19 protein-coding genes are annotated in these 23,852 nt (G+C 69.9%); 8 read left to right on the forward strand and 11 right to left on the reverse strand.

The genetic code is table 11. The features are described 5' to 3' along the window. The 6 genes from ACZ5CR_RS23440 to ACZ5CR_RS23465 all read left to right on the forward strand — a co-directional run. A partial coding sequence (locus tag ACZ5CR_RS23440; protein ID WP_468860347.1) for an alpha-glucosidase C-terminal domain-containing protein occupies positions 1 to 459 on the forward strand: 459 nt, incomplete at its 5' end. A gap of 13 nt (positions 460 to 472) precedes the next feature. Further along, the gene (locus ACZ5CR_RS23445; RefSeq protein ID WP_468860349.1) at positions 473 to 1,816 is read left to right on the forward strand and encodes a maltokinase N-terminal cap-like domain-containing protein; all 1,344 of its coding nucleotides are present in this window, start codon (positions 473 to 475) and stop codon (positions 1,814 to 1,816) included. Then, positions 1,816 to 4,035 (forward strand): 1,4-alpha-glucan branching enzyme, encoded by a 2,220-nt coding sequence (glgB, locus tag ACZ5CR_RS23450; protein WP_468860351.1) that lies wholly within the window; start codon positions 1,816 to 1,818, stop codon positions 4,033 to 4,035. Before ACZ5CR_RS23445 ends, glgB begins: the two co-directional genes overlap by 1 nt. 121 nt (positions 4,036 to 4,156) lie before the next feature. Further along, the gene (locus ACZ5CR_RS23455; RefSeq protein ID WP_468860353.1) at positions 4,157 to 5,158 is read left to right on the forward strand and encodes an LLM class flavin-dependent oxidoreductase; all 1,002 of its coding nucleotides are present in this window, start codon (positions 4,157 to 4,159) and stop codon (positions 5,156 to 5,158) included. 39 nt (positions 5,159 to 5,197) lie between these two features. Then, on the forward strand, positions 5,198 to 7,543 hold the full coding sequence (locus ACZ5CR_RS23460; protein ID WP_468860355.1) for an ATP-binding cassette domain-containing protein: 2,346 nt from the start codon (positions 5,198 to 5,200) through the stop codon (positions 7,541 to 7,543). Positions 7,544 to 7,750: 207 nt separating this feature from the next. Beyond that, positions 7,751 to 8,626, forward strand: a complete 876-nt coding sequence (locus tag ACZ5CR_RS23465; protein WP_468860357.1) for a glycoside hydrolase family 16 protein — start codon at positions 7,751 to 7,753, stop codon at positions 8,624 to 8,626. A 10-nt stretch (positions 8,627 to 8,636) separates the two neighbouring features. Here ACZ5CR_RS23465 and ACZ5CR_RS23470 read toward each other — a convergent pair whose 3' ends face one another. The 4 genes from ACZ5CR_RS23470 to ACZ5CR_RS23485 all read right to left on the reverse strand — a co-directional run bounded on the left by ACZ5CR_RS23470 (position 8,637) and on the right by ACZ5CR_RS23485 (position 12,704). Further along, positions 8,637 to 10,139 (reverse strand): FGGY-family carbohydrate kinase, encoded by a 1,503-nt coding sequence (locus tag ACZ5CR_RS23470; RefSeq protein ID WP_468860359.1) that lies wholly within the window; start codon positions 10,137 to 10,139, stop codon positions 8,637 to 8,639. 12 nt (positions 10,140 to 10,151) lie between these two features. Beyond that, complete coding sequence (locus ACZ5CR_RS23475) at positions 10,152 to 10,946, reverse strand: SDR family NAD(P)-dependent oxidoreductase (protein ID WP_468860361.1); 795 nt, start codon at positions 10,944 to 10,946, stop codon at positions 10,152 to 10,154. Between the two features lie 238 nt (positions 10,947 to 11,184). Next, a complete protein-coding gene (locus ACZ5CR_RS23480) occupies positions 11,185 to 11,610 on the reverse strand; it encodes an SRPBCC family protein (protein WP_468860363.1) in 426 nt (141 codons plus the stop codon). Between the two features lie 83 nt (positions 11,611 to 11,693). Continuing rightward, positions 11,694 to 12,704, reverse strand: coding sequence for an aldo/keto reductase (locus ACZ5CR_RS23485; protein ID WP_468860364.1), 1,011 nt, complete (start codon positions 12,702 to 12,704; stop codon positions 11,694 to 11,696). 153 nt (positions 12,705 to 12,857) lie between these two features. Between ACZ5CR_RS23485 and ACZ5CR_RS23490 the strand changes: the two genes are divergently transcribed. Then, the gene (locus ACZ5CR_RS23490; RefSeq protein WP_468860366.1) at positions 12,858 to 13,757 is read left to right on the forward strand and encodes a LysR substrate-binding domain-containing protein; all 900 of its coding nucleotides are present in this window, start codon (positions 12,858 to 12,860) and stop codon (positions 13,755 to 13,757) included. A 9-nt stretch (positions 13,758 to 13,766) separates the two neighbouring features. Here ACZ5CR_RS23490 and ACZ5CR_RS23495 read toward each other — a convergent pair whose 3' ends face one another. The 4 genes from ACZ5CR_RS23495 to ACZ5CR_RS23510 all read right to left on the reverse strand — a co-directional run bounded on the left by ACZ5CR_RS23495 (position 13,767) and on the right by ACZ5CR_RS23510 (position 18,748). Then, positions 13,767 to 15,278, reverse strand: a complete 1,512-nt coding sequence (locus ACZ5CR_RS23495; RefSeq protein ID WP_468860368.1) for an acyl-CoA synthetase — start codon at positions 15,276 to 15,278, stop codon at positions 13,767 to 13,769. A 63-nt stretch (positions 15,279 to 15,341) separates the two neighbouring features. Next, positions 15,342 to 16,088 carry a succinate dehydrogenase/fumarate reductase iron-sulfur subunit gene (locus ACZ5CR_RS23500; RefSeq protein ID WP_363207235.1) on the reverse strand — a complete coding sequence of 249 codons (747 nt, stop codon included), beginning with the start codon at positions 16,086 to 16,088 and terminating at the stop codon, positions 15,342 to 15,344. Continuing rightward, on the reverse strand, positions 16,085 to 18,073 hold the full coding sequence (locus ACZ5CR_RS23505; protein ID WP_468860370.1) for a fumarate reductase/succinate dehydrogenase flavoprotein subunit: 1,989 nt from the start codon (positions 18,071 to 18,073) through the stop codon (positions 16,085 to 16,087). Before ACZ5CR_RS23505 ends, ACZ5CR_RS23500 begins: the two co-directional genes overlap by 4 nt. 3 nt (positions 18,074 to 18,076) lie before the next feature. Beyond that, on the reverse strand, positions 18,077 to 18,748 hold the full coding sequence (locus ACZ5CR_RS23510) for a succinate dehydrogenase (protein ID WP_468860740.1): 672 nt from the start codon (positions 18,746 to 18,748) through the stop codon (positions 18,077 to 18,079). A 135-nt stretch (positions 18,749 to 18,883) separates the two neighbouring features. Here ACZ5CR_RS23510 and ACZ5CR_RS23515 point away from each other — a divergent pair, with 135 nt between their 5' ends. Further along, positions 18,884 to 19,762, forward strand: coding sequence for a LysR family transcriptional regulator (locus tag ACZ5CR_RS23515; protein ID WP_468860372.1), 879 nt, complete (start codon positions 18,884 to 18,886; stop codon positions 19,760 to 19,762). A gap of 93 nt (positions 19,763 to 19,855) precedes the next feature. Here the strand turns inward: ACZ5CR_RS23515 and ACZ5CR_RS23520 are convergent, their stop codons facing one another. The 3 genes from ACZ5CR_RS23520 to ACZ5CR_RS23530 are packed head-to-tail and all read right to left on the reverse strand — an operon-like array spanning position 19,856 to position 23,567. Beyond that, the gene (locus ACZ5CR_RS23520) at positions 19,856 to 20,611 is read right to left on the reverse strand and encodes a VOC family protein (protein ID WP_468860373.1); all 756 of its coding nucleotides are present in this window, start codon (positions 20,609 to 20,611) and stop codon (positions 19,856 to 19,858) included. An 11-nt stretch (positions 20,612 to 20,622) separates the two neighbouring features. Then, on the reverse strand, positions 20,623 to 22,758 hold the full coding sequence (locus ACZ5CR_RS23525; RefSeq protein ID WP_468860375.1) for a putative bifunctional diguanylate cyclase/phosphodiesterase: 2,136 nt from the start codon (positions 22,756 to 22,758) through the stop codon (positions 20,623 to 20,625). Further along, positions 22,755 to 23,567, reverse strand: a complete 813-nt coding sequence (locus ACZ5CR_RS23530) for an SAM-dependent methyltransferase (protein ID WP_468860378.1) — start codon at positions 23,565 to 23,567, stop codon at positions 22,755 to 22,757. Before ACZ5CR_RS23530 ends, ACZ5CR_RS23525 begins: the two co-directional genes overlap by 4 nt. Between the last annotated feature and the right edge of the window lie 285 nt (positions 23,568 to 23,852).

Here is a 23,852-nt window from a genome sequence, read left to right on the forward strand (position 1 = left end):
TTCTCCTCCTGCGACCCCGGACGCCTCTACCTCCCCACGATCATGGACCCCGTCTACGGCTACCAGGTCACCAACGTCGAAGCCTCCATGTCATCCCCCTCCTCCCTCCTGCACTGGACCCGCAGGATGATCGAAATCCGCAAACAGAACCCCGCCTTCGGCCTCGGCTCCTACACCGAACTCCCCTCCTCCAACCCAGCCGTCATCGCATTCCTGCGCGAGTACAAAGACGACCTCGTCCTGTGCGTCCACAACTTCTCCCGCTTCGCCCAGCCCACCGAACTCGACCTCCAGACCTTCAACGGCCGCCACCCCGTCGAACTGATCGGCGGAGTGCGCTTCCCGGCCATCGGCGAACTGCCCTACCTCCTGACCCTGGCCGGACACGGCTTCTACTGGTTCCGACTGCACAAGGACCTGGCCCCGCGTCGCCCGGCGGACCCCGCCGTGTACCTGTGAAGGGACGTGCCGCATGTTGAAGACCGCCACCCAGTCGCGCGGCAACCCCCTCAGTCCTCCGCTGCTGCTCACATCGCTGGCCGGGGTGCTCGAGAAGTGGCTGCCCAAGCAGCGGTGGTTCGCGGGCAAGGGCCTTCCCATCACGGAACTGCGCGTGGTGTCGATGACCGAGTTGCACCCGGGCTGCCTGCACCTGCTGGTCCGTTCCCGGCACGCCGGATCGAGCGACGGCTGCTACCAACTGCTCATCGGCGTGAGCGAGGACCTGCCGCCGCACCTCCACCACGCCGTCATCGGCCGAGCCGGTGCGGGCCCCTTCGAGGGACTCACCGTGTACGACGCCCTCCACGACCCCCGGTCGGCCATGTTGCTCCTCGAACGCCTCCGCACCCCGGGCGCGGCAGGCCCGTTGCGCTTCGAACGCGACGCACAGACCGCGATACCCGCCGGGCTCACGCCCCGCATTCTGGACGGAGAGCAGTCCAACACCTCACTGGTGTACGGCGATTCCTTCATCCTGAAGATCTTCCGCCGCATCCAGTACGGCATCAACCCGGACCTAGAGGTTCCCTGGGCCCTTGCCCGCGAGGGCTGCTCCCGCGTACCCGCTCCCGTGGCCTGGTTCTGGACCGCCGAGCCCCGCAGGACGACACTCGGGGTACTCCAGCCCTTCCTGCGCGAGGCGACCGACGGCTGGACTCTCGCTCTCCAATCCATCGCGTCGGGCGCGGACTTCACCGATGAGTCGTACGAGCTGGGGCGCGCGACCGCAGAAGTGCATCTGGCCCTTGCCCACGCCTTGGCGCCCGGCCTCCCCGACCGGCATGGCGGTGGTCGGCTCGCCGCGGCGATGATCGCGCGCCTGGACACCACCGCCCGTCAGGTTCCCGGGCTCGTCCCTTACGTGGCCCGTCTGAAGGCCGCGTACGACGTCGTCGGTGCACGCGTCCTGGGCAGGCCGGACCAGCGGATCCATGGGGATCTGCACCTGGGCCAGGTCCTGCGGGCCGGGCAGCGGTGGTTCGTCATCGACTTCGAGGGCGAGCCGGCCCGCCCGATCGCCGAACGCAGACGCGCCCAGGCCCCCGTACGCGACATCGCGGGCATGCTCCGCTCCTTCGACTACGCGGCCCATGCCAGGCGCCCTTGGCGGCCCGAGTGGGCGCAGCGTTGCCGGGATGCCTACTGCGCGGGCTACGCCGCCGAGTCGGCGTGGGACCCGCGGCAGCAGGGCGCGCTCCTACGTGCCTACGAGACGGACCGGGCGGTGTACGAAGCGTTGTACGAGGCCAGGCACCGTCCTGACTGGCTGCCCGTGCCCATGGCGGCGATCGCCCGTCTCGCGAAGGGCCACTGATGTCCACGGCAGCCGTCACCCGATCACGCCCTCCCGCGCCGCGGCTCGACGCGGAGAGCCGCGGGCGCCTCCTCTCGGGCACGCACCACGACCCGCACGCGGTGCTCGGCGCGCATCCACTCCCCGGTGGAGTGGCCTTCACGATCCTGCGCCCGTACGCCCAGGCCGCGAAGCTCGTCGTCGGTGGGCGGGCCACGAGCCTGCACGACGAGGGAGACGGCTTCTTCTCGGGTGTGCTGCCGATCGCGTCGATCCCCAAGTACGCGCTGCGGGTGACGTACGACGGCCGGGACATCGAGCTCCAGGACCCTTATCGCTTCACGCCCGCGCTGGGCGAACTCGATCTGCACCTGATCGGTGAGGGGCGGCACGAGGAGCTGTGGAAGGCGCTGGGAGCACACCCGATGACGCACCAGGGTGTCGCGGGTACCCGATTCACCGTGTGGGCGCCCAACGCCAGGGGAGTGCGGGTGTGCGGGGAATTCTGCGGTTGGGACGGATCCGCCTATCCCATGCGCTCTCTCGGCTCGACCGGCGTATGGGAGCTCTTCGTCCCCGGTGTCGGCGAGGGGGACCTCTACAAGTTCGACATCACTCGCCCCGACGGCACCCATACCGTGCGCGCGGATCCGATGGCCCGCCGCACGGAGGTACCGCCCGCGACCGCATCGGTGGTCACGCGGTCGGCCCACGTGTGGGCGGACGCGGTATGGATGGCACGCCGGGCGGATCGCCCCGTGTGCCAGGCCCCCTTCTCGGTGTACGAGGTCCATCTGCCGTCCTGGCGGATCGGACTCTCCTACCGGCAGCTCGCCGAGCAGCTCACGGACTACGTGGCCGATGCCGGGTTCACGCACGTGGAGTTCCTGCCGGTGGCCGAGCATCCCTTCGGTGGGTCGTGGGGCTATCAGGCCACCGGGTTCTACGCACCGACAGCCCGCCTCGGCACGCCCGACGACTTCAAGTTCCTCGTCGACGCGCTGCACCAGGCGGGCATCGGCGTGATCGTGGACTGGGTCGCGGCGCACTTCCCCAAGGACGACTGGGCGCTCGCGGCATTCGACGGGGAGCCGCTGTACGAGCCGCGGGACCCCCGGCGTGCCGAGCACCCCGACTGGGGCACTCTGGAGTTCGACTACGGCCGCAAGGAGGTGCGCAACTTCCTTGTAGCAAACGCCATTTACTGGTGCGAGGAGTTCCACATCGACGGCCTGCGCGTCGACGCCGTCGCCTCGATGCTCTACCTCGACTACTCACGCGAGGAGGGGCAGTGGGCGCCCAACGAACACGGCGGCCGGGAGAACCTGGACGCGGTGTCGTTCCTGCAGGAGATGAACGCGACGGTCTACCGCCGCTGCCCCGGCGTGGTCACCATCGCCGAGGAGTCGACGGCATGGGACGGCGTCACACGCGCCACTCACCACGCGGGACCCGGCGGCTTCGGTGGCCTGGGCTTCGGCCTGAAATGGAACATGGGCTGGATGCACGACTCCCTGGAGTACATCCAGCACGAGCCCGTGCACCGGCAGTACCACCACGATGAGTTGACCTTCGCGATGGTCTACGCGTACAGCGAGAACTACCTCCTGCCGATCTCGCACGACGAAGTCGTGCACGGCAAAGGTGCCCTGGTGTCCAAGATGCCGGGTGACTGGTGGCAGCGGCGCGCCGACCACCGCGCCTACCTGGCCTACATGTGGGCCCACCCCGGCAAACAACTCCTCTTCATGGGCCAGGAGTTCGCCCAGGGCGCCGAGTGGTCGCAGGAACACGGCTTGGACTGGGGGCTTCTGGACGCGTCCTGTCCGGCGCGATCCGACCACATCGGCGTGCGGCGTCTTGTGGGCGACCTCAACCACCAGTACCGGGCCACCCCCGCACTGTGGGAACAGGACACGGTCCCGGCCGGATTCGCCTGGGTCGAGGCGGACGCGGCCCAGGACAATGTGGTGGCGTTCCTGCGCTACGCGGCCGACGGGACGCCGCTCCTGGCCGTGAGCAACTTCTCCCCGGTGGTACGCCACAAGTATCCGCTCGGGGTGCCCGAGACAGTCGGCGCCTGGAGAGAGACGCTCAATACCGACGCGGCCCACTACGGCGGCGGCGACGTGCGCAACCCCGACCCGCTGCGACCGGACCCCGAGGCCACCGGAGCCTTTCCGGCCCGCCTGCACGTGACGCTCCCCCCACTGGCCACGCTGTGGCTGCGTCCGGCGTGAACCTCGCTGGATCAAGATCGCGGAGATCAAAATCACTTTGCCCGCCCCGCGGACCTGACGGAAAATTGAGGCCGCAGTGCCGCGGAATCGCGGAGGAGATCAGCCGGAGAAGAGGTGTCGCGTGGAAGCAACCCGTTTCTCCGTACTCGACCGTTCCCGCACCCGCGAGGGGCACGACGGCCCCGAGGCCCTGCGCGACACGGTGCGCCTGGCCCAGGAGCTCGAAGAGCTCGGTTATCACCGCTTCTGGGTGTCGGAGCACCACGCGGTGCCGGGTGTCGCGGGCTCCGCGCCGACCGTCCTCGCCGCGGCCGTCGCCGCCGCGACGCGCACCATCCGGGTCGGCACGGGCGGCGTGATGCTGCCGAACCATCAACCCCTCGTCGTCGCCGAGCAGTTCGGTGTTCTCGAAGCGCTCTACCCAGGACGCATCGACATGGGGCTCGGCCGCTCGGTGGGCTTCACCGACGGGGTGCGCAAGGCGCTCGGCCGGGACAAGCACGACGCGGAGGACTTCGCGGCGCAGCTCACCGAGCTCCTTGGCTGGTTCCGCGGCACATCGGACACCGGAGCGCACGCTCGCCCCACCGAGGGCCTGACGGTCCCGCCGTTCGTCCTGGCCATGGGCGAGGGCGCCACGATCGCGGCACGGGCCGGGCTCCCCATGGTCATCGGCGACATCAGGAGCCGCGAGAAGATGCTCCGCGGCATCGAGGAGTACCGCTCGTCGTTCCGGCCTTCGCAGTGGTCCAGCGAGCCGTACGTCGTCGTCTCGGGCACCATCGCCGTCGCCGGGACGCCCGAGGAGGCCCGCCGCCTGCTGATACCGGAGGCCTGGTCGATGGCGTACTCGCGCACCCACGGCACGTTCCCGCCGCTGCCCCCGGCCGAGCGCGTCGAGTCTCCGGAGATGACGATGACCGAGAAGGAGCGCGGCTTCTACGAATCCGGACTCCTCGGCCACATCCACGGCACGGAGGAGCAGGTGGCCGACGAGCTCGAGGCGCTGATCAAGGAGAGCGGGGCGCAAGAAGTCCTGGTCACGACCAGTACGTACGATCGCGCAGGGCTTCTCGACTCCTTCCGGCGCCTCTCCCGGGTCGCGGGTCTGGCCGCGACCTAGAATCGTGGAGTTTGCCCCCGAGCCGCGTACGGAGTCCCCATGCACAGCCCCCACGATCCGTTCGTCCGTGTCCGGGGTGCCCGCGAGCACAATCTGCGGAACGTCGACGTGGACGTCCCGCGTGACGTCCTTGCGGTGTTCACCGGTGTCTCCGGCTCGGGGAAGTCGTCGCTCGCCTTCGGGACGATCTACGCGGAGGCCCAGCGGCGCTACTTCGAGTCCGTCGCCCCCTACGCCAGGCGGCTCATCCACCAGGTGGGCGCGCCGAAGGTCGGTGAGATCACCGGCCTGCCTCCCGCGGTCTCGCTCCAGCAGCGCCGCTCCGCGCCGACGTCCCGCTCGTCGGTGGGCACGGTCACCAACCTCTCGAACTCACTGCGCATGCTGTTCTCCCGCGCCGGCACCTACCCCGAAGGCGCCGAGCGGCTCGACTCGGACGCCTTCTCGCCGAACACGGCGGCCGGGGCCTGTCCGGAGTGCCACGGGCTCGGCCGCGTGCACCGCACGAGCGAGGAGCTCCTGGTCCCCGATCCGTCCCTCTCCATCCGGGAGGGCGCGATCGCGGCCTGGCCGGGAGCCTGGCAGGGCAAGAACCTCCGTGACGTCCTCGACGCGCTGGGGCACGACGTCGACCTTCCCTGGCGCGAGCTGCCCCGGGCGGACCGGAACTGGATCCTGTTCACGGACGAGCAGCCGGTGGTGACGGTGCACCCGGTGCGGGACGCGGGCCGCATCCACCGCCCGTACCAGGGCACGTACATGAGCGCCCGGCGCTATGTGATGAAGACGTTCTCGGACTCCAAGAGCCAGACGCTGCGCGCCAAGGCCGAGCGGTTCCTGGCGAGCGCCGACTGTCCGGCGTGCGGCGGGAGCAGGCTCCGCCCTGAGGCGATGGCGGTCACGTTCGCGGGCCGCACGATCGCCGACCTGGCCGCCCTGCCCTTGTCGGAGCTGGCCAAGTCCCTCGAGAGCAGCTCGGGTTCCGAGTCGGCGCGTGTCCTGACCGACGATCTCCTTGCCCGCATCGCCACGATCACCGAGCTCGGCCTCGGCTATCTGAGCCCTGACCGCGCCACACCCAGCCTCTCCACGGGCGAGCTCCAACGGCTGCGCCTGGCGACCCAGTTGCGCTCGGGACTCTTCGGAGTCGTGTACGTCCTCGACGAGCCGTCGGCCGGTCTGCACCCGGCGGACACGGAGTCCCTGCTCACCGTCCTCGACCGACTCAAGGCCGCGGGCAACTCGGTCTTCGTCGTGGAGCACCATCTCGATGTCATGCGCCACGCGGACTGGCTCGTCGACGTGGGCCCGGACGCGGGCGAGCACGGCGGCCAGGTCCTGCACAGTGGCCCGGTGGCCGATCTGGAGAGCGTCACGGAGTCCGCGACGGCCCGCTTCCTCTTCGCTCGTGAGTCCGCTCCGGTACGCCAGACGCGTACCCCGCGCGGCTGGCTGAAGGTCGGCCCCGTGAGCCGGCACAACCTGCGTGACGTGACGGCCGAGTTCCCGCTCGGCGCCTTCACCGCCGTCACCGGCGTCTCCGGTTCCGGCAAGTCCACGCTCATCGGCGAGGTCACCGAGGACCTTGACGGCGTGGGGCGTCTGGTGTGCGTCGACCAGAAGCCGATCGGCCGCACGCCCCGCTCCAACCTGGCCACCTACACGGGCCTCTTCGATGTCGTCCGCAAGGTCTTCGCGGCCACGGAAGCTGCACGGACACGGGGTTACGGCGTCGGGCGCTTCTCGTTCAACGTCGCGGGCGGGCGGTGCGAGACCTGTCAGGGCGAGGGGTTCGTGAGCGTGGAACTGCTCTTCCTGCCCAGTACGTACGCGCCGTGCCCCGACTGCGGGGGTGCGCGCTACAACCCCGAGACGCTCGAAGTGACCTACCAGGGGCGCAACATCGCGGAGGTGCTCGACCTGACGGTGGAGTCGGCCGCGGAGTTCTTCGCGGACACCCCGGCCGTCGCGCGCAGCCTGCGGACCCTCCTTGACGTGGGTCTCGGCTATCTGCGCCTGGGGCAGCCCGCGACGGAGCTCTCGGGCGGCGAGGCCCAGCGCATCAAGCTGGCGAGCGAGTTGCAGCGTGTGCGGCGCGGTCACACGCTCTACCTCCTGGACGAGCCGACGACCGGACTCCACCCGGCCGACGTCGAGGTCCTGATGCGACAACTGCACGGCCTGGTCGACGCGGGCCACTCGGTGGTGGTCGTCGAGCACGACATGGCCGTGGTGGCGGGCGCGGACTGGGTGATCGACCTGGGCCCCGGCGGCGGTGACGAGGGCGGTCGTGTGGTCGCCGCGGGGCCGCCCGATGCGGTGGCGGGGGCCGAGGGGAGCCGGACGGCGCCGTATCTGGCGCGGGCGACGGCCAAGGGTCGGTGAGATTGGTCCGCACCAACTCCTTGACGGCGCACCGGAGGCTGCCTTAAATCAAGTACTGAACAAAGCCTCGGGGTTGATCGCCCGCCGCGTTCAGTTCTCGATGCCGTGTTGTCATGCGCATGTCTTGACTTGGTATGCGTACACCTCCCCACCCCCCACCAATCTCGCACCCCCCACTCTCTCGCCACCCCCACGTGAAGCGATGTGATGACAGTGCACACCTCTTGGCGCCGCCGTGCGACGCTCTCCACGGTCGCCCTGGCCTGCTGTGCCTCGGCCCTGGCCGGACTCCCCGCCGGAGCGTCGGCGGCCCCCTCCACCTCTCCGGCCGGTTCAGCCGCGGCCGCCACCTTCACCGACGACTTCAACGGCCCCGCCGGGTCCGCGGTCGACGGCAGCAAGTGGCAGACAGAGACCGGCGACAACGTCAACAACCACGAGCGGCAGTACTACACCTCGGGCAACAAGAACGCCGCCCTCGACGGCCAGGGCAACCTGGTCATCACCGCCCGCAAGGAGAACCCCGAGAACTACCAGTGCTGGTACGGCAAGTGCGAGTACACCTCTTCCCGGCTCAACACCTCGGGCAAGTTCACGCAGACGTACGGCCATGTCGAGGCCCGGATGAAGGTGCCGAAGGGACAGGGCATGTGGCCCGCGTTCTGGATGCTCGGCGCCGACATCGGCAGTGTCGGGTGGCCAGGCAGCGGTGAGCTCGACGTGATGGAGAACGTCGGCTTCGAACCGGGCACCGTCCACGGCACGCTGCACGGCCCCGGCTACTCGGGCTCGGGCGGCATCGGCGCGGGCTACACCCTGCCCGGCGGCGAGGCGTTCTCGGACAAGTTCCACACCTTCGCGGTGGACTGGTCACCGAACAAGGTCACCTGGTCCGTGGACGGCAACGTCTACCAGACCCGCACCCCTGCCGACCTGGGCGGCAACAAGTGGGTCTTCGACAAGCCGTTCTTCCTGATCCTCAACCTCGCGGTCGGCGGCTACTGGCCCGGTGACCCGGACGGCAACACGAGCTTCCCGCAGCAGCTCGTCGTCGACTACGTCCACGTGACCACCAACAATTAGGTAAATCCCGCTAGTTGAGCCGCGCCAGAAGGTGCGCGGCCTCGCGGGTCGCCGGATACAGGTCCAGGTAGAGCCCGTAGAGCTGGTCATAGACGGTCGAGGCGGACGCCTCCGGAGCGACCACCTCGACCGTCGGGTTCCAGTGCGCGATGTCGCTTGGCTCGGCTAGCCCGGCGCCGACCGCCGCGAGGAACGCGTCGCCGTACGCGGCGCCGATGGTGTGGCGCGGCAGGTGCTGCTCGCGCCCGGTCACGTCGGAGACGATCCGGGTCCACAGGGCACGGGCGCCACCGCCGACCGCGACAAGGCGTTCGGCGGTGGCGCCCGCCTCTGCCATGGCGGCGAGATTGTGCCGGACGCCGTACGCGGTGGCCTCCAGGGCGGCCCGATAGAGATGCCCCCGGCCGTGCCGCAACGTCAGGCCGTGCACGAGTCCCCGCGCGTCGGGGTCGAAGAGCGGGGTGCGCTCCCCCGCGAAGTACGGCAGCATCAGCAGGCCCTCGGCGCCGGGCGGCAACGCGGCTGCCTCCGCGGTCAGTTGCTCGTACGAGCTACCGGTGAGGTCGCGCAGCCAGCCGGTGACCGCGCCGGACGTCGCCATCCCGGCCGCCAGGCAGTACGTGCCGGGGAACGCGCCCGCCGTGCCCCACAGATGCGGGCTGGTCAGCGGCCGAGGCTCGATGCCGACCAGGAACATCGTCGTGCCGTACATGAGCATGAGGTCGCCGGGAGCGGCGACGCCGACACCGGCCGCCTCCGCCCAGGCGTCGACCGTGCCCGCGACCACGGGGGTGCCCGCGGGAAGGCCGGTGAGGGCCTCGGCCTCGGGGGTCACGGCGCCGACGACGTCGGAGGGCCAGACGAGCTCGGGCCACCGCAGGCCCGGCGCGATCTCCTGGCAGCGCTCGTCCATCCAGGCCCGGGCGGCCAGGTCGTACAGCGGAGTGCACTGACTCGCCGAGTGGTGGTCGAGGACGTACCGGCCGGTGAGGCGGTGCACGAGGTACGAGCTCGCCATGTACCAGCGGCGGGTGGCCTCGTAGGCCGTCGGCTCGTGGCGGCGCAGCCACGCCAGTTTCGGGCCGATCGCCTGGCTGGTCAGGGGCGAGCCGCAGCGGCGGATGACGTCATCGGGGCCGTAGCGCTCGTTCTGCTCGGCGATCTCGGCCCCCGCCCGGGTGTCGACGCCGTACAGGATGGCCGGGCGGACCGGCGTGCCCTTCTCGTCGACGGGGAGCAGGCAGGGGCCGATACCGCTGACGCCGACCGCGGCGAGCGACTCGCCCACGGGCAGCCCGGCCAGCAACTCCCGCGACAGGGAACGGAAGTCGGCCCACCACACGTCGTCCGCGTCGTGCTCGAACCAGCCGGGGCGCGGCGTGGACGTGGTGTGCTCGCGCTGTGCCCGGGCGACGAGCGTGCCGTCGGGGCGGACGAGGACGCCCTTGGAGGAGGACGTCCCGATGTCGACGCCGAGCAGGAGACCGGTGCGGTGCGCGGTGGCGGAGGTCATGACCATGTGATGCTACGGGGCGATCGAGTCCACGTAGCCGCCGTCGACCCGAATCGCGCCGCCGGTCGTGGCGGAGGCCAGCGGGGAGCTGAGGTAGACGACCATGTGCGCGATCTCCTCCGGCTCGATGAGCCGCTGGATCAGGGACTGTGGGCGGTGCTTGACCATGAACTCGCGCTGCGCCTCGTCCCAGGGCAGCGCGGGGTCGACGAGCTCGTACACGAAGTCCTCCACACCGCCGGTGTGAGTGGGGCCCGCGACCAAGGAGTTGACGGTCACGCCCGACCCGGCGGCCTCCTTCGCGAAGCCTCGGGAGACCGCGAGGAGCGCGGTCTTGGATGTGCCGTAGTGGATCATCTCGGCGGGCACGACGAACGCCGAATCGCTGGCGATGTTCTGGATCCGCCCCCACGAGCGGTCCTTCATCCCGGGCAGGTAGTGCCGGATCATGCGGACGGCGGTCAGTACGTTGACCTCGAAGTAGCGGCGCCATTCGTCGTCGCTGATGTCGAGGGCCGGCTCCGCGCCGAAGATGCCGAGGTTGTTGATGAGGATGTCCGCGTGGGGGACGGCCGAGAAGACCTGGGCCGACCCCTCGTCGGTGGAGATGTCACCGGGGGCCGGGAAGAACTCGGCGGCGCCGTGCTCCCCCTTCAGCCGGTCGACGGCCTTGTCGACGGAGGCCGCGGACCGTCCGTTGACGGCCACCCGGGCACCGGCCTTCGCCAGGCCGACCGCGATGGCCGCCCCGATTCCCTGGGTCGATCCGGTGACGAGGGCGGTCTCGCCGGAGAGATCGACGAGCATGCTGCGTACCTCCTGCTGTCGGTGCGACTGGATGGGCCCCGTGCTCGCGTGGGCCCCGCCTTGTCCCCCGGAGCCCAGTAGATCACTCCGGAGGGTTCGGCGGCCTTACGTGGGTCGGCCATGCTGCTCGGCGCATCGCTGGACGACGTGAACTCCTTGTCGAGGTCACGTGCACGGCCCGGGTCTGACGGCGGGCGCCGCGGGCCCCGGGGCGGCAAAGGCGCGGGGCCCCGGCTCCTCAGGCGGCGAGTGTCTGCTTCAGGGCGGCGAGTCCGTCGCTGAAGATGCCGTGGAACAGGGCGACGACCTCGTCGTCGCCGACACCCACCGGCGTGAAGACGCCGGACCACTCCACGCGGGACGCGTCCTGTCCGGACTCTCCGGGAACCTCGTGCACCGTGAGGGTGGCCACGTAGTCGGTGGCGGGGAAGGGGGCCTTCAGGATCGAGTAGCTGTAGGTGCGCGCCTTGTCGTCGAACGTCAGGAGGCGCTCGACGATGACGCCGCCGTCCTCGCTCGTCAGGCTGCGCACGCGGCCACCCTCGCTGGATTCGCTGGCGGGGATGAACGGAAGCCAGTCGGGCAGCGAGTCGAAGCCGCCGATGAGCTGCCAGACGCGGTCGGCCGGTACGGGGATCTCGATGGACGCGGAGGTGGAAGCCACGGTTTCTCCTTGAGGGACGTACGGGAGGGAGGGAGGGACGTACGGGAGGGGCGGACGGGTTTACGGGAGTGGGCAGTTGACGGTCAGGCGGTGGGTACCGGCGCGTCCGCGGCGATCAGCTTCTCCGCGCGCAGGTCCGCCCAGAACGCGGCCGGGACCGTCTCGCCAAGGGCTGCGACGTCCTCGGCGATGCGGCTGGGCTTGGTGGCTCCGGGGATCGCCGCCACCGTCGCGGGGTGGGCGAGGGAGAACTGCAGGGCGGCGGCCTTGATGCCGACCCCGTGCCGCTCGGCGAGCGCCTTGATGCGCTCGACCCTGGCGATGATCTCCGCGGGCGCCTTCTGGTACTCGAAGTGCGAGCCGCCCGCGAGGATGCCGGAGCTGTAGGGCCCGCCCACGACGATGTCCACGCCCTGGGCCTCGGCGGCGGGCAGCAGGCGCTGGAGGGCGCGGTCGTGGTCGAGCAGGGTGTAGCGGCCCGCGAGGAGGAAGGCGTCGGGCTTCGGCTCGTCCAGGTCGAGGGTGAGTTCGAGCGGCTCCACACGGTTGACGCCCAGGCCCCAGCCCTTGATGACGCCTTCGTCGCGCAGCCGGTCCAGGGTGCGGAAAGCGCCCGTGCGGGCTGTCTCATAGGCGGCCAGCCATTCGTCGCCGTAGAAGTCCTGCGCGACATCATGCACCCACACGACGTCGAGCCGGTCCGTCCGCAGCCGCTTCAGGCTGTCCTCGATGGAGCGGAGGGTGGCGTCGGCCGTGTAGTCGTTGACCATCTTGTTCGGGCGGCCGTGCTCGAAGAGGCCGCCCTTCTCGCCGAGGTCACGGGCGGCCGGGTCCTCGACCTCGTCCAGGATGACGCGGCCGACCTTCGTGCTCAGGACGTAGTCGTCGCGGGGGTGTCCCGCGAGGACGTCGCCGAGCCGGATCTCGGAGAGGCCCGCGCCGTAGAAGGGGGCGGTGTCGAAGTAGCGGATGCCCTGGTCCCAGGCGGCCTCGACGGTGGCCGCGGCCTCCTCGTCGGGGATGGCGCGGAACATGTTGCCGAGCGGGGCGGTGCCGAAGCCGAGCGCTCCGGGGAGGAGGGACGTGATGCTCATGGGGAGGTCCTCGCGGTGGTGGATTCCCGGCGGATCCGGCGGTTCCGGGGGGGGGATCGGGTGATCCGTCGGCCTTGCGATTTCGAGGTTAGGATCGATGCTTGAGACTGTCCAAGACTCGCTTGGACACACTTGAGTCCTCCGAGGTCTTACATGCTTGACCTGCGACAACTCCGCTATTTCGTGGCCGTCGCCGAGACCGAACACGTCGGCCGTGCGGCCGAGGCGCTGCACATCTCCCAGTCACCGCTCAGCCGCCAGATCGCCCAGCTGGAGAAGCAGCTCGGGCTCGTCCTGTTCGAGCGCAGCCAGCAGCGCATCCGCCTCACGTCGGACGGCCGGGTCTTCCTGAGCGAGGCCCGCGCCCTGCTGCGGCACGCGGACCGCCTGGAGAACCTGGGGCGCAGGCTCGGCCGCGGCGAGGAGGGCGGTCTGTGCATCGGGTACGTGGGCGACGCCATACACACCGGCGTCCTGCCCGGCGCGCTGCGCACCCTGCAGGAGGAGCGCCCCGGCATCCATGTCGCCCTCTACAGCCTCTCCACGGCGGAGCAGTTCGAGGGCCTGCGGCAGCGCAGCCTCGACATCGCCCTCGTCCAGGAGCCGCCGACACAGGACGATCCGGACCTCCTGGCAGCACCCCTCCTCGAAGACCCGCTGCTTCTCGCGCTACCAGCGGCCCACCCGCTGGCCGCACAGGCGGACTTGGCGCCCGGCGACCTGGACGGCCAGGCGTGGATCGCGGTCGAGAACTCCCAGGATCCCGCCTGGCGCGACACCTTCCTCGCCTCGTGCGTGGCGTCCGGTTTCACCCCTGACATCCGCCTGGACGCCGCCGAGCCGCTCACCGCGCTCGGCCTCGTGGCCTCCGGTCTCGGCCTCGCGCTCATCCAGAAGAGCATGGTGCGCGGCACGACGGACGGCGTCGCCGTACGCGAACTGCCCTGGCACAAGGCGTCCGTTCACCTGTGGGCGGCCTGGCACGCCATCGATCTGCGGCCGGTGGTGGCGTCCTTCCGCGAGACGGTTCTGGCGAGCGCCACCATCGACTGACACGCCCGATCAGTCCCAGTACGCCTTCCGGAGCGACGACTTGACGAGCTTCCCGGTGGGCGTCCGGGGCAGCGAATCCGCGAAGTCCACGGAGCGCGGCGCCTTGTAGTGGGCGATACGCTCCCGCACGAAGGCGATCAGCTCCCGCTCGAGATCGGGCCCCGCGGCCACCCCGTCGGCCGGCTGCACCACCGCCTTGACCGACTCCCCCATCTCCGCGTCCGGCACTCCGATCACGGCGACGTCCGCGACCGCCGGATGCAGCACGAGGCAGTCCTCGGCCTCCTGCGGGTACACGTTCACGCCACCCGAGATGATCATGAATGCCCTGCGGTCGGTGAGGAAGAGATAGCCGTCCTCGTCCATGTGCCCGATGTCGCCCGTGGTGGTCCAGTTCGGATGCGCGGGGTGCTGGGCCTCGCGGGTGCGGATGTCGTCGTTGTGGTAGCGGAAGGACAGTTCCTCACGCTCGAAGTAGACGATGCCGGTCTCACCGCTCGGCAGCGGCTCGCCCGCCTCGTCGCAGATCCGCAGCTCACCGAGAAACCCGTCCTTGCCCACGGAGCCGGGCTTGCGCAGCCATTCCTCGGGCGAGATGAACGTGATGCCGTTGCCCTCCGTCGACGAGTAGTACTCGTACAGGACGGGACCCCACCACTCCAGCATCCGCCGCTTGACCTCGACGGCGCAGGGCGCGGCGGCATGAATGGCCGTCCTCATGGAGGACAGGTCGTAGCGCTCCCGCACTTCGGCGGGCAGCTTCAGCATCCGTACGAACATGGTCGGCACCCACTGGCTGTGCGTGACCCGATGGCGCTCCACGGCCGCGAGGGCGCCTTCCGCGTCGAAGGTGTCCATGAGGACGACGGTGCCGCCCAGCGCCGTGACGACCCCGCAGAAGCGCAGGGGCGCCGCGTGGTAGATCGGAGCGGGCGAGAGGTAGACGGTGTCCTCGCCGAAGCCGTACATCGCCTGGAAGATCAGCACGTAGGCGCTCGGCTCCTCGCGCACGTCACCCTCGGGCAGCGCGGGCTTGATGCCCTTGGGGCGGCCCGTGGTGCCGGAGGAGTAGAGCATGTCGGTGCCGCGCGGCTGGTGGGCGGGTGGCTCGGCGGACGCGGACTCCAGGGCCTTCTCGTACGATCCGTCGTCGAGCCCGAGCCGGATCAGTGCACCGCCGGCCAACTCCATGACAGCCGCGCCCATTTCGGTGAGCGAACCGGAGATGACCAGCACCTTCGCCCCGCAGTCGCGGACGATGTACGCGGCCTCGTCCGTCGTGAGGTGGTGGTTGACGGCGGTGAGATAGAGGCCCGAGCGCAGCGCCGCCCAGTAGACCTCAAGGGCCCGCGGGTCGTTGTCGCAGAGCAGGGCGAGGTGGTCGCCCTGACGCAAGCCCGCGGCCCGCAGATGATCCGCGAGCCGCAGGGAGCGTTCTTCGAGTTGTCCGTAGGTGAGGGTTCTTGTGCCGTCGGCGGTGACGACGGCCGGCCTGGCGGGGTCGTACGCTCCCGGATGCATGCGGCGAAGGTACCGCAGTCCCCTGACGGAACGTCAGACCCCGTACGGCCTCATGTGGTTCAGCTAGCGGCTGACCTTCCGGGTCGCCCGCAGCCACTCCTTGTTCATCGCGGAGATGGACGGCAACGGAATGCCCTTCGGGCAAGCGGTGGCGCACTCGCCGGTGAGCGTGCAGCCGCCGAAGCCTTCCTCATCCATCTGCGCCACCATGTCGAGCACACGCGTCTCGCGCTCGGGAGCACCCTGCGGCAGGACACCCAGGTGGTTGACCTTCGCCGAGGTGAACAGCATCGCCGAGCCGTTGGGGCAGGCGGCGACGCACGCCCCGCAGCCGATGCACTCCGCGTGCTCGAAGGCGAAGTCCGCGTCCGGCTTCGGCACGGGCGCCGCGTGTGCCTCGGGGGCCGCTCCGGTGGGGGCACTGATGTAGCCGCCGGACTGGATGATCCGGTCGAAGGACGAGCGGTCCACGACCAGGTCCTTGACGACCGGGAAGGCGGCGGCGCGCCACGGCTCGACGTCGATCGTGTCGCCGTCCTTGAAGGACCGCATGTGCAGCTGACAGGTGGTGGTGCGCTCGGGCCCGTGCGCGTCGCCGTTGATGACGAGCGAGCACGCGCCGCAGATGCCCTCGCGGCAGTCGTGGTCGAAGGCGACGGGGTCGTCGCCCTTGACGATGAGTTCTTCGTTGAGGGTGTCCAGCATCTCCAGGAAGGACATGTCGGACGAGATGCCGTCCACTTCGTAAGTGGACATGGCGCCGTCGGCGTCGGCGTTCTGCTGGCGCCAGACGCGCAGGGTGAGCTTCATGCGTAGCTCCGCTGAGTGGGGTGGACGTACTCGAAGACGAGGTCTTCCTTGTGAAGGGTGGGAGCTTCACCCGTGGCCGTGAACTCCCAGGCGGCGGCGTACGAGAACTCCTCGTCCACGCGCGCCGCCTCGCCGTCCGGCGTCTGCGACTCCTCGCGGAAGTGGCCGCCGCAGGACTCGGCGCGGTGCAGGGCGTCGAGGCACATCAGCTCGGCCAGCTCCAGATAGTCGACGATGCGGTTCGCCTTCTCCAGGGACTGGTTGAACTCCTCGCCGCTGCCGGGGACCTTGAGGCGGCGCCAGAACTCCTCGCGGATCTGCGGGATGCGCTCGAGCGCCTTGCGCAGACCCGTCTCCGTACGGGCCATGCCGCAGAACTCCCACATCAGCTCGCCGAGTTCGCGGTGGAAGGAGTCGGGGGTGCGGTCGCCGTCGACGGCGAGGAGCCGGGTGACGCGGTCCGCGGTCTCGTCGAGCACCTCCCGTACGACGGGGTGGTCGTCGGAGATCTCGTCGTGGTGCGGATTGCGCGCGAGGTAGTCGTTGATGGTGGACGGCAGCACGAAGTAGCCGTCGGCCAGGCCCTGCATCAGGGCGGACGCGCCGAGCCGGTTGGCGCCGTGGTCGGAGAAGTTGGCCTCGCCGACCGCGAACAGGCCGGGGACGGTGGTCTGCAGGTCGTAGTCGACCCAGAGTCCGCCCATCGTGTAGTGCACGGCGGGGTAGATGCGCATCGGGGTCTTGTACGGGTCCTCGTCGGTGATCCGCGCGTACATGTCGAAGAGGTTGCCGTACTTGGCCTCGACCGCCTTGCGGCCCATGCGCGCGATGGCGTCGGCGAAGTCGAGGTAGACGCCTTGCCCGCCGGGGCCCACTCCCCTGCCCTCGTCGCACACGTTCTTGGCCGCGCGCGAGGCGATGTCGCGCGGCACGAGGTTGCCGAAGGCGGGGTAGATGCGCTCCAGGTAGTAGTCGCGCTCGTCCTCGGGGATCTCGTTCGCCGGGCGGTCGTCGCCGTGGGCCTTGGGGACCCAGATCCGGCCGTCGTTGCGCAGCGACTCACTCATCAGCGTCAGCTTCGACTGGTGGTCGCCGGTGCGCGGAATGCACGTCGGGTGGATCTGCGTGAAGCAGGGGTTGGCGAAGTAGGCGCCGCGCCGGTGGGCCCGCCAGATGGCCGTGGCGTTGGAGTTCATGGCGTTCGTCGAGAGGTAGAAGACGTTGCCGTAGCCGCCGGAGGCCAGGACCACCGCGTCGGCGAAGTACGTCTCGATCTTGCCGGTGATCAGGTCGCGGGCGACGATGCCGCGGGCACGTCCGTCCACGACGACGACGTCCAGCATCTCCGTGCGCGGATGCATCTCCACGTTGCCCGCCGCGATCTGCCGCGAGAGGGCCTGGTACGCGCCGAGGAGGAGCTGCTGCCCCGTCTGGCCGCGCGCGTAGAACGTCCGGGAGACCTGTACGCCGCCGAAGGAGCGGGTGTCGAGGAGCCCGCCGTACTCGCGCGCGAACGGCACGCCCTGCGCGACGCACTGGTCGATGATCTCCACCGAGATCTGCGCGAGGCGGTGGACGTTGGACTCGCGGGCCCGGAAGTCGCCGCCCTTGACGGTGTCGTAGAAGAGCCGGTGGACGGAGTCGCCGTCGTTGCGGTAGTTCTTCGCGGCGTTGATGCCGCCCTGCGCCGCGATGGAGTGGGCGCGGCGCGGTGAGTCCTGGTAGCAGAACTGCACGACGTGGTAGCCCTGTTCGGCGAGCGTGGCGCCGGCGGAGCCGCCCGCGAGGCCGGTGCCGACGACGATCACGGTGTGCTTGCGGCGGTTGGCCGGGTTGACCAGCTTGGCCTCGAAGCGGCGGGTGTCCCAGCGTTCGGCGACGGGGCCCGCGGGGGCCTTGGTGTCGACGACCGGCTCCCCGGTCGCGTAATCGGCGTACTCGCGGGAGGAGCGATCGCGTGAGGAGTATTCAGGGGAGGAATTCATCTGCTAGCTCACCACTCCGGTCATGACGGCCACGGGGACGACGACGAAGCCCGCCGTCAGGACCAGCGCGAGGCCATTGGCGATGATCTTGAGTGCACGGTCGCGCGTCGCCTTGCCCGCGCCGAGCGTCTGCGCGGCGCTCCAGAGCCCGTGGCGGACGTGGAAGCCGAGGGCGACGACGGCGACGATGTAGATGACGTTGCCGTACCACGTGGAGAACGTGTCGATGATGTTCTGGTACGGGTGCAGGTGCTCGTATCCGCCCGGGTGCACGGTGCCGGTCGTCAGGTCGAGGATGTGCCAGACGATGAACAGGCCGAGAATGATCCCGCCCCAGCGCATCGTGCGCGTGGCGAAGCTCTTGCCCGCCTTCTTGTTCGCGTACTTGGTGGGGCGTGCCTTGATGTCGCGGCGGCTCAGCTGGTAGGCGGAGACGGCGTGCGCGATCACGGCGACGACGAGCACGACGCGGATCAGCCAGAGCGTCCACTCGTAGTGCATGAACGGCTCGCCGACCGTGCGCAGCCAGTGGGCGTAGTGGTTCAGCTCCTCCGGCCCGAAGAAGATCTTCAGGTTTCCGATCATGTGGGCGATCAGATAGAGCAGCATGATCAGGCCGCTCACTGCCATCACTGTCTTCTTGCCGACGGACGAGTCCCAGATCGTGCGCGTCATCGACGACCGTTTTCGGTCCGTCCGCGTTGCCAGAGCCATGGGACCGACGCTAAGGCCGAAGGTCCCGATCGGTCCAAGAGATGGATCGGCTCATATCGATAGCGAATGGCTATCATCGGCCGTACCCTGCCATGTATGCAGTTCCAGCAGCTCCTTTACTTCGTCGCGGTGGCCGAGACCCGGCACTTCACGCGGGCCGCCGAGCAGGTGCACGTGTCGCAGCCCTCGCTCTCCCAACAGGTCCGCGCACTGGAGAAGGAGCTGGGCGCCGAGCTGTTCAGCAGGGCCCGGGGCAATATCGCGCTGACCGACGCGGGCGAGGCGCTGCTGCCGCTGGCCCGCCGGATCCTCGCCGACGCCGACACGGCCCGCATCGAGGTCCAGGAGCTGGCCCAGCTGCGCCGCGGCCGGATCCGCCTGGGGGCGACGCCCAGCGTCTGTACCGGCCTGCTGCCCGAGGTGCTTCGCGCCTTCCACGACCGGCATCCCGGCATCCAGCTGCTCCTGGAGGAGGGCGGATCCCACGATCTCGTACGGGAACTGGCACGCGGCGCCCTGGACCTGGCCGTGGTCGTGCTCCCGCTGCCCAGCCCGTCGCCCGCCCTGACCACCGTGGAGCTGCTCCGCGAGGACCTGGTCGTGGTGTCGTCGCCGGACGCGCCCAAGTTCGCCGGCAGGACCGTGCGGGTCGCCGATCTCCAGCGGGAGCGCCTCGTGATGTTCCGGCACGGCTACGACCTGCGGGAGCTGACGGTCGCCGCCTGCCGGGCCGAGGGGTTCGAGCCGGAGTTCGCGGTCGAGGGCGGCGAGATGGACGCGGTGCTCGGCTTCGTTCAGGCGGGGCTCGGGGTCGCGGTCGTGCCGCGCATGGTGGCGGAACGCGCCGGTCGCGGCCTTCGCGTGACTCCCCTCGCCCGGCCGACGCTGCACCGCACGATTGCTCTTGCGCACCGAAGCGATGTGGCTCCGCCGAGGGCTGCGCGGGAGCTGCAGAGGATGCTCTTGGAACGGTGACCGACCGACAGCGCCGCGTAAGGACGCGGGGGGCTGAGACATGTGCGGCTGGGCCGCGTGGGCGCGACCGGCCCCCATCGGGCCCGCAGGTGGCTAACGGGCGGAAGACAGACTTCCGGTCTCGGGATCCCGGATCGTCAGGCAGTACGTGCCACCCGCAGGGTCCCTCATCACGATCCAGTGCGGCCCGCGCCACACGGTCTCGGCGCCCCGCGCCTCATGCCGGACGCGGTCCGCGTCGAGGTCGGAGCAGGAGAAGTCCAGGTGCGCCCCGGCAGGCCCGTCGTCGAGGCGCTGCAGCAGGATCCGGAACGGCAGCCGCGGGGTCGGCTCGACGAGGTGGAACTCCGGCCGCGAGCCCGGCCGCGCGGCCCACCCCGTGAAGGCGGGCCAGAACGCCTTCTCCGCCTCGAACTCCGCCGGCGGCACATCGAGGCACACCTGGTCGAGGCGGCTCGTCGTCCCGTCCGGCGCGACGAGCGGCTCGGGGCGGACCTTCTCACCCTCCCACGTCACCACGCAGAACAGCTGCCCGCCCGGCGAGCGCAGGACCTCAAGGCCCTCCTCCGCGAAGACCGGGGTGGCCCCGAGCGCGCGGGCCTCGCTCGCCTTGGCGGCGACATCGTCCACGGCGAAGTCGAGATGCGCGCCGCCGGACCCTTCGACCGCCTGTGCCTTCAGAATGGCGTCGGCGCCGTCCGGAAGCAGCGTCACGAACTGGTCGTCCTCACCCCGGAACGCGGAGAGCCGCGTTCCGGTGACCGCCGCCCAGAAGGCATGGGCCTGCCCAAACCGGTCCTTGGGCCGGTCAGCGAAGGCGTACACCCACTGGATCTCTCCGGAGGACATGTTCGTACTCCTCAGCTCGTCGCGTCAGCGAGCGCCAGCTCGTGCAGCTGGTCCGGCGGACCGGGCCGTGCGTAGTACCAGCCCTGCGCCGTGTCGCAGCCCAACTCTCGCAGCTGATCCGCCTGAGCGCCCGTCTCGACGCCCTCGACCGTGACCGCGAGGTCCAGGCTGTGGGCGAGCCCGACGATCCCCTCGACGATCTTCAGGTCGACGGGGTCGGCCGGGAAGTGCTGCATGCCCTGCGTGAAGGAGCGGTCGAGCTTGAGGACGCTCACCGGCAGGCGGCGCAGATTGGCGAGGTTCGAGTAGCCCGTACCGAAGTCGTCGAGCGCGATGTCCACGCCCATCTCGGAGAGCCGCCGCAGCGGCTTGAGCAGGTCGTCGTCGGCGCCGATCAGCGCGGATTCGGTGACTTCCAGGCACAGGGCGCCCGGTTCGAGTCCGGAGCGCTCCAGGATCTCCACCGTGTCCGACACCAGGTTGGGGTGGGTCAACTGCATGGGTGAGAGGTTCACGTTCACGCGCAGCGGCCCGGCGCCCTTGTGCCGCGCCTCCCAGGTACGTGCCTGGCGAACCGATTCTTCGAGGACCCAGCGGCCGAGCGGCACGATCAGGCCGGTGTGCTCGGCGAGCGGGATGAACCGGTCCGGGCCGATCACGCCGTGCTGCGGATGCAGCCACCGCACCAGCGCCTCCGCACCGCGCACACTGCCGTCGCCGAGGTGCACGAGGGGCTGGTACTCGATGAAGAACTCGCCCCGCTCCAGGGCCGCGGGCAGCGCGGTGGTCAGGCCGTGCCGCGTGATGGCGCGGGCGTCGGCCTCGGGGTCGGCGAGCTCGAAGCGGTTGCCGCCCGCGGACTTCGCGCGGTACATCGTGATGTCGGCGCTGCGCAGGACCTCCGCCGCGCCGCGCTCCCCGGCCGGGCCCTCGACTATGCCGATGCTGCCGCGCACGGTCAGTTCGCGGCCCTCGACGCGGATCGGCGTGGAGAGCGCGTGCATGATGCGTCCGGCGAGGTCGTCCACCTCGGCCTCGGTGTCGCTGCCCGTGGTCAGCGCCACGAACTCGTCGCCGCCGAGCCTGGCGACCATCTCGCCCGGCGCCGTGGCGCAGGACTGGAGCCGGTCGGCGACCTCGACGAGGAGCCGGTCGCCCGCCGCGTGCCCGAGGCTGTCGTTGACGGTCTTGAAGCCGTCGAGGTCGAGATAGCAGAGCCCGAACCGCGCGCCGTCGCCCGCGGCGAGTGCCTTCTCCAGGCGCTCGAAGAACAGCGTCCGGTTCGGCAGGCCGGTGAGCGCGTCGTGCGTGGCCTCGTAGCGAAGGCGCAGGTTGAGCAGTCGGCGCTCGGTGGTGTCCTCCATCAACGCCAGTTGGTACTGCGGCACGCCGTCCGCGTCACGCAGCAGCGAGACGGTCAGATTGGTCCACAGGACGGTGCCGTCGGGCCGGTAGAAGGCCTTCTCCACGCGGTAGTGCTCCCGCTCCCCGCGCACCAGCTCCTCGTAGAGCTTCCATACGTGCGGTGAGTCGTCGGGGTGCGTCCACTCCTCGACGTTGTGTCCGCGTACCTGGTTCTCCAGGCCGCCGAACATGCGGACCAGCGCGTCGTTCACCTCGAGGACCGTGCCCGTGAGGTCGGCGATGCTGATGCCGATCGCCGCCCCGTGGAAGACGGCACGGAAGCGGGCCTCGCTGGCGTGCAGGGCTTCGGCGACCGCGCTGCGGGCGTTCAGGGCGGCCCGGGATATCGCCTCCTGCTCGGCGAGGGTGCGCTCCTGCAGGGCGGCGGCGAACCCTGCGGCCAGGGCGTGTTGCAAGCGTGCGGAACGGGCCCGCAACTCCTCCTGGGGGCCCTCGTCGCCGCAGTAGAGGACCAGGTAGGCGTCCACGCAGTCCAGTGTGCGGCTGACCGCCTCGGGATCGGTGCAGTGCGTGCCGACGAGCGCCGCGCCGATCGCCTGGCCCTCGGCCGCGTCGAAGACACGCTCGTGCAGCGCGGCGCGCAACCTACGGGCCAGCGGCACCAGTTGCTGCTCGAACTCGGGGCGGGTCAGCGACGTCGCCGTCACCGGGAAGACGGCGCGGCTCCAGATGGTGGCGAACCTGCGCACCCTGTCCTCGGGCCCGTCCGGCTCCCCGCTCATGCCCTGCGCCCCACGCCGGCGAACCCGGAGAAGGTATACGGATCCTCCTCCTCGGGCGCGGTGTCGGGCCGCCAGCGCGGCATCGGCACGAGGCCGGGTTCCACCATGTCGTATCCCTCGAAGAACCGCGCGATCTCTTCGCGCGAGCGCATGATCAGTGGATTACGGATGTCCTTGTACACGCCGACGGCCTGACCGGCCTGCTCGGCGGGGATCGGCATCCCTTCGTATGAGGCGTGCGTGAGCACGATCACGCTGCCGGGCGCCAGTGCGTCCCGCAGTTCCGCGACCGCTGTGTAGGGATCGTACGCGTCCTCAACGAAATGCAGGACGGCGACGAGAAGAAGGGCCACCGGACGGTCCAGGTCGAGGAGTCCGTTGACTTCCGAACTGCCCAGAATGTCCTGTGGTTTGCGCAGGTCCCCGGCGACGGCCACCGCCTTCTCGTTGCCGTCGAGAACGGCCCGGCCGTGCGCGACGGCCACCGCGTCGTGGTCGACGTACGCCACGCGGGCGTCCGGGTCCGCCTGCTGCGCGATCTCGTGGACATTGCCGAAAGTGGGGATGCCCGAACCGATGTCCAGGAACTGGGTGATGCCCTCGTCCACAGCGAAACGCACCGCTCGGCGCATGAAGGCACGATTCGCCTGCATGATCTTGGGCAGCCCCGGCATGAACTCCATGGCCCGGCGGGCTGCGTCCCGGTCGACCTCGAAGTTGTACGAACCGCCCAGGTAGTAGTCGTAGATGCGGGACACGCTGGGCATCGTGATGTCGATGCCCTGCGGGGCCCAGGCGGGACGCTCCATCAGGACTCCAAGACGTAGGCGAGGCGAGCCGGTGTTCGAAGTGAGGCTACTGATCGTCCGCCAAGGGAGCGAGTCAAAACGGAAATTGGCCGTCCGTTCTCGGTCACTGCCTGTGGCAAGTGCCGAGTATCAACCCAAAGAACCGGTCCGTTCCTTCCCCGGGAGGGGAAAAGAACGGACCGGTAGACCGTACGCGAGGTACTTCCGACAAGACCCCCTTCTCGGCCGGACTTCTTCTTCCGCACTTGCCTTCGGTACTGGCTGTACTGGCCGTACCGGCTCCTT

It is taken from the genome of Streptomyces sp. NPDC031274 (assembly GCF_055570235.1).

Excerpts from the sequence above, each read along its gene's own strand:
- ACZ5CR_RS23485 (WP_468860364.1), bottom strand. The coding sequence starts at position 12,704 with ATGAGCATCACGTCCCTCCTCCCCGGAGCGCTCGGCTTCGGCACCGCC.
- ACZ5CR_RS23475 (WP_468860361.1), bottom strand. The coding sequence starts at position 10,946 with ATGCTCGTCGATCTCTCCGGCGAGACCGCCCTCGTCACCGGATCGACC.
- ACZ5CR_RS23510 (WP_468860740.1), bottom strand. The coding sequence starts at position 18,748 with ATGACGCGCACGATCTGGGACTCGTCCGTCGGCAAGAAGACAGTGATG.
- ACZ5CR_RS23530 (WP_468860378.1), bottom strand. The coding sequence starts at position 23,567 with ATGGAGCGTCCCGCCTGGGCCCCGCAGGGCATCGACATCACGATGCCC.
- ACZ5CR_RS23470 (WP_468860359.1), bottom strand. The coding sequence starts at position 10,139 with ATGACCTCCGCCACCGCGCACCGCACCGGTCTCCTGCTCGGCGTCGAC.
- ACZ5CR_RS23500 (WP_363207235.1), bottom strand. The coding sequence starts at position 16,088 with ATGAAGCTCACCCTGCGCGTCTGGCGCCAGCAGAACGCCGACGCCGAC.
- ACZ5CR_RS23505 (WP_468860370.1), bottom strand. The coding sequence starts at position 18,073 with ATGAATTCCTCCCCTGAATACTCCTCACGCGATCGCTCCTCCCGCGAG.
- ACZ5CR_RS23520 (WP_468860373.1), bottom strand. The coding sequence starts at position 20,611 with ATGTCCTCCGGAGAGATCCAGTGGGTGTACGCCTTCGCTGACCGGCCC.
- ACZ5CR_RS23525 (WP_468860375.1), bottom strand. The coding sequence starts at position 22,758 with ATGAGCGGGGAGCCGGACGGGCCCGAGGACAGGGTGCGCAGGTTCGCC.
- ACZ5CR_RS23460 (WP_468860355.1), top strand. The coding sequence starts at position 5,198 with ATGCACAGCCCCCACGATCCGTTCGTCCGTGTCCGGGGTGCCCGCGAG.
- ACZ5CR_RS23465 (WP_468860357.1), top strand. The coding sequence starts at position 7,751 with ATGACAGTGCACACCTCTTGGCGCCGCCGTGCGACGCTCTCCACGGTC.
- glgB (WP_468860351.1), top strand. The coding sequence starts at position 1,816 with ATGTCCACGGCAGCCGTCACCCGATCACGCCCTCCCGCGCCGCGGCTC.
- ACZ5CR_RS23445 (WP_468860349.1), top strand. The coding sequence starts at position 473 with ATGTTGAAGACCGCCACCCAGTCGCGCGGCAACCCCCTCAGTCCTCCG.
- ACZ5CR_RS23490 (WP_468860366.1), top strand. The coding sequence starts at position 12,858 with ATGCTTGACCTGCGACAACTCCGCTATTTCGTGGCCGTCGCCGAGACC.
- ACZ5CR_RS23515 (WP_468860372.1), top strand. The coding sequence starts at position 18,884 with ATGCAGTTCCAGCAGCTCCTTTACTTCGTCGCGGTGGCCGAGACCCGG.
- ACZ5CR_RS23495 (WP_468860368.1), bottom strand. The coding sequence starts at position 15,278 with ATGCATCCGGGAGCGTACGACCCCGCCAGGCCGGCCGTCGTCACCGCC.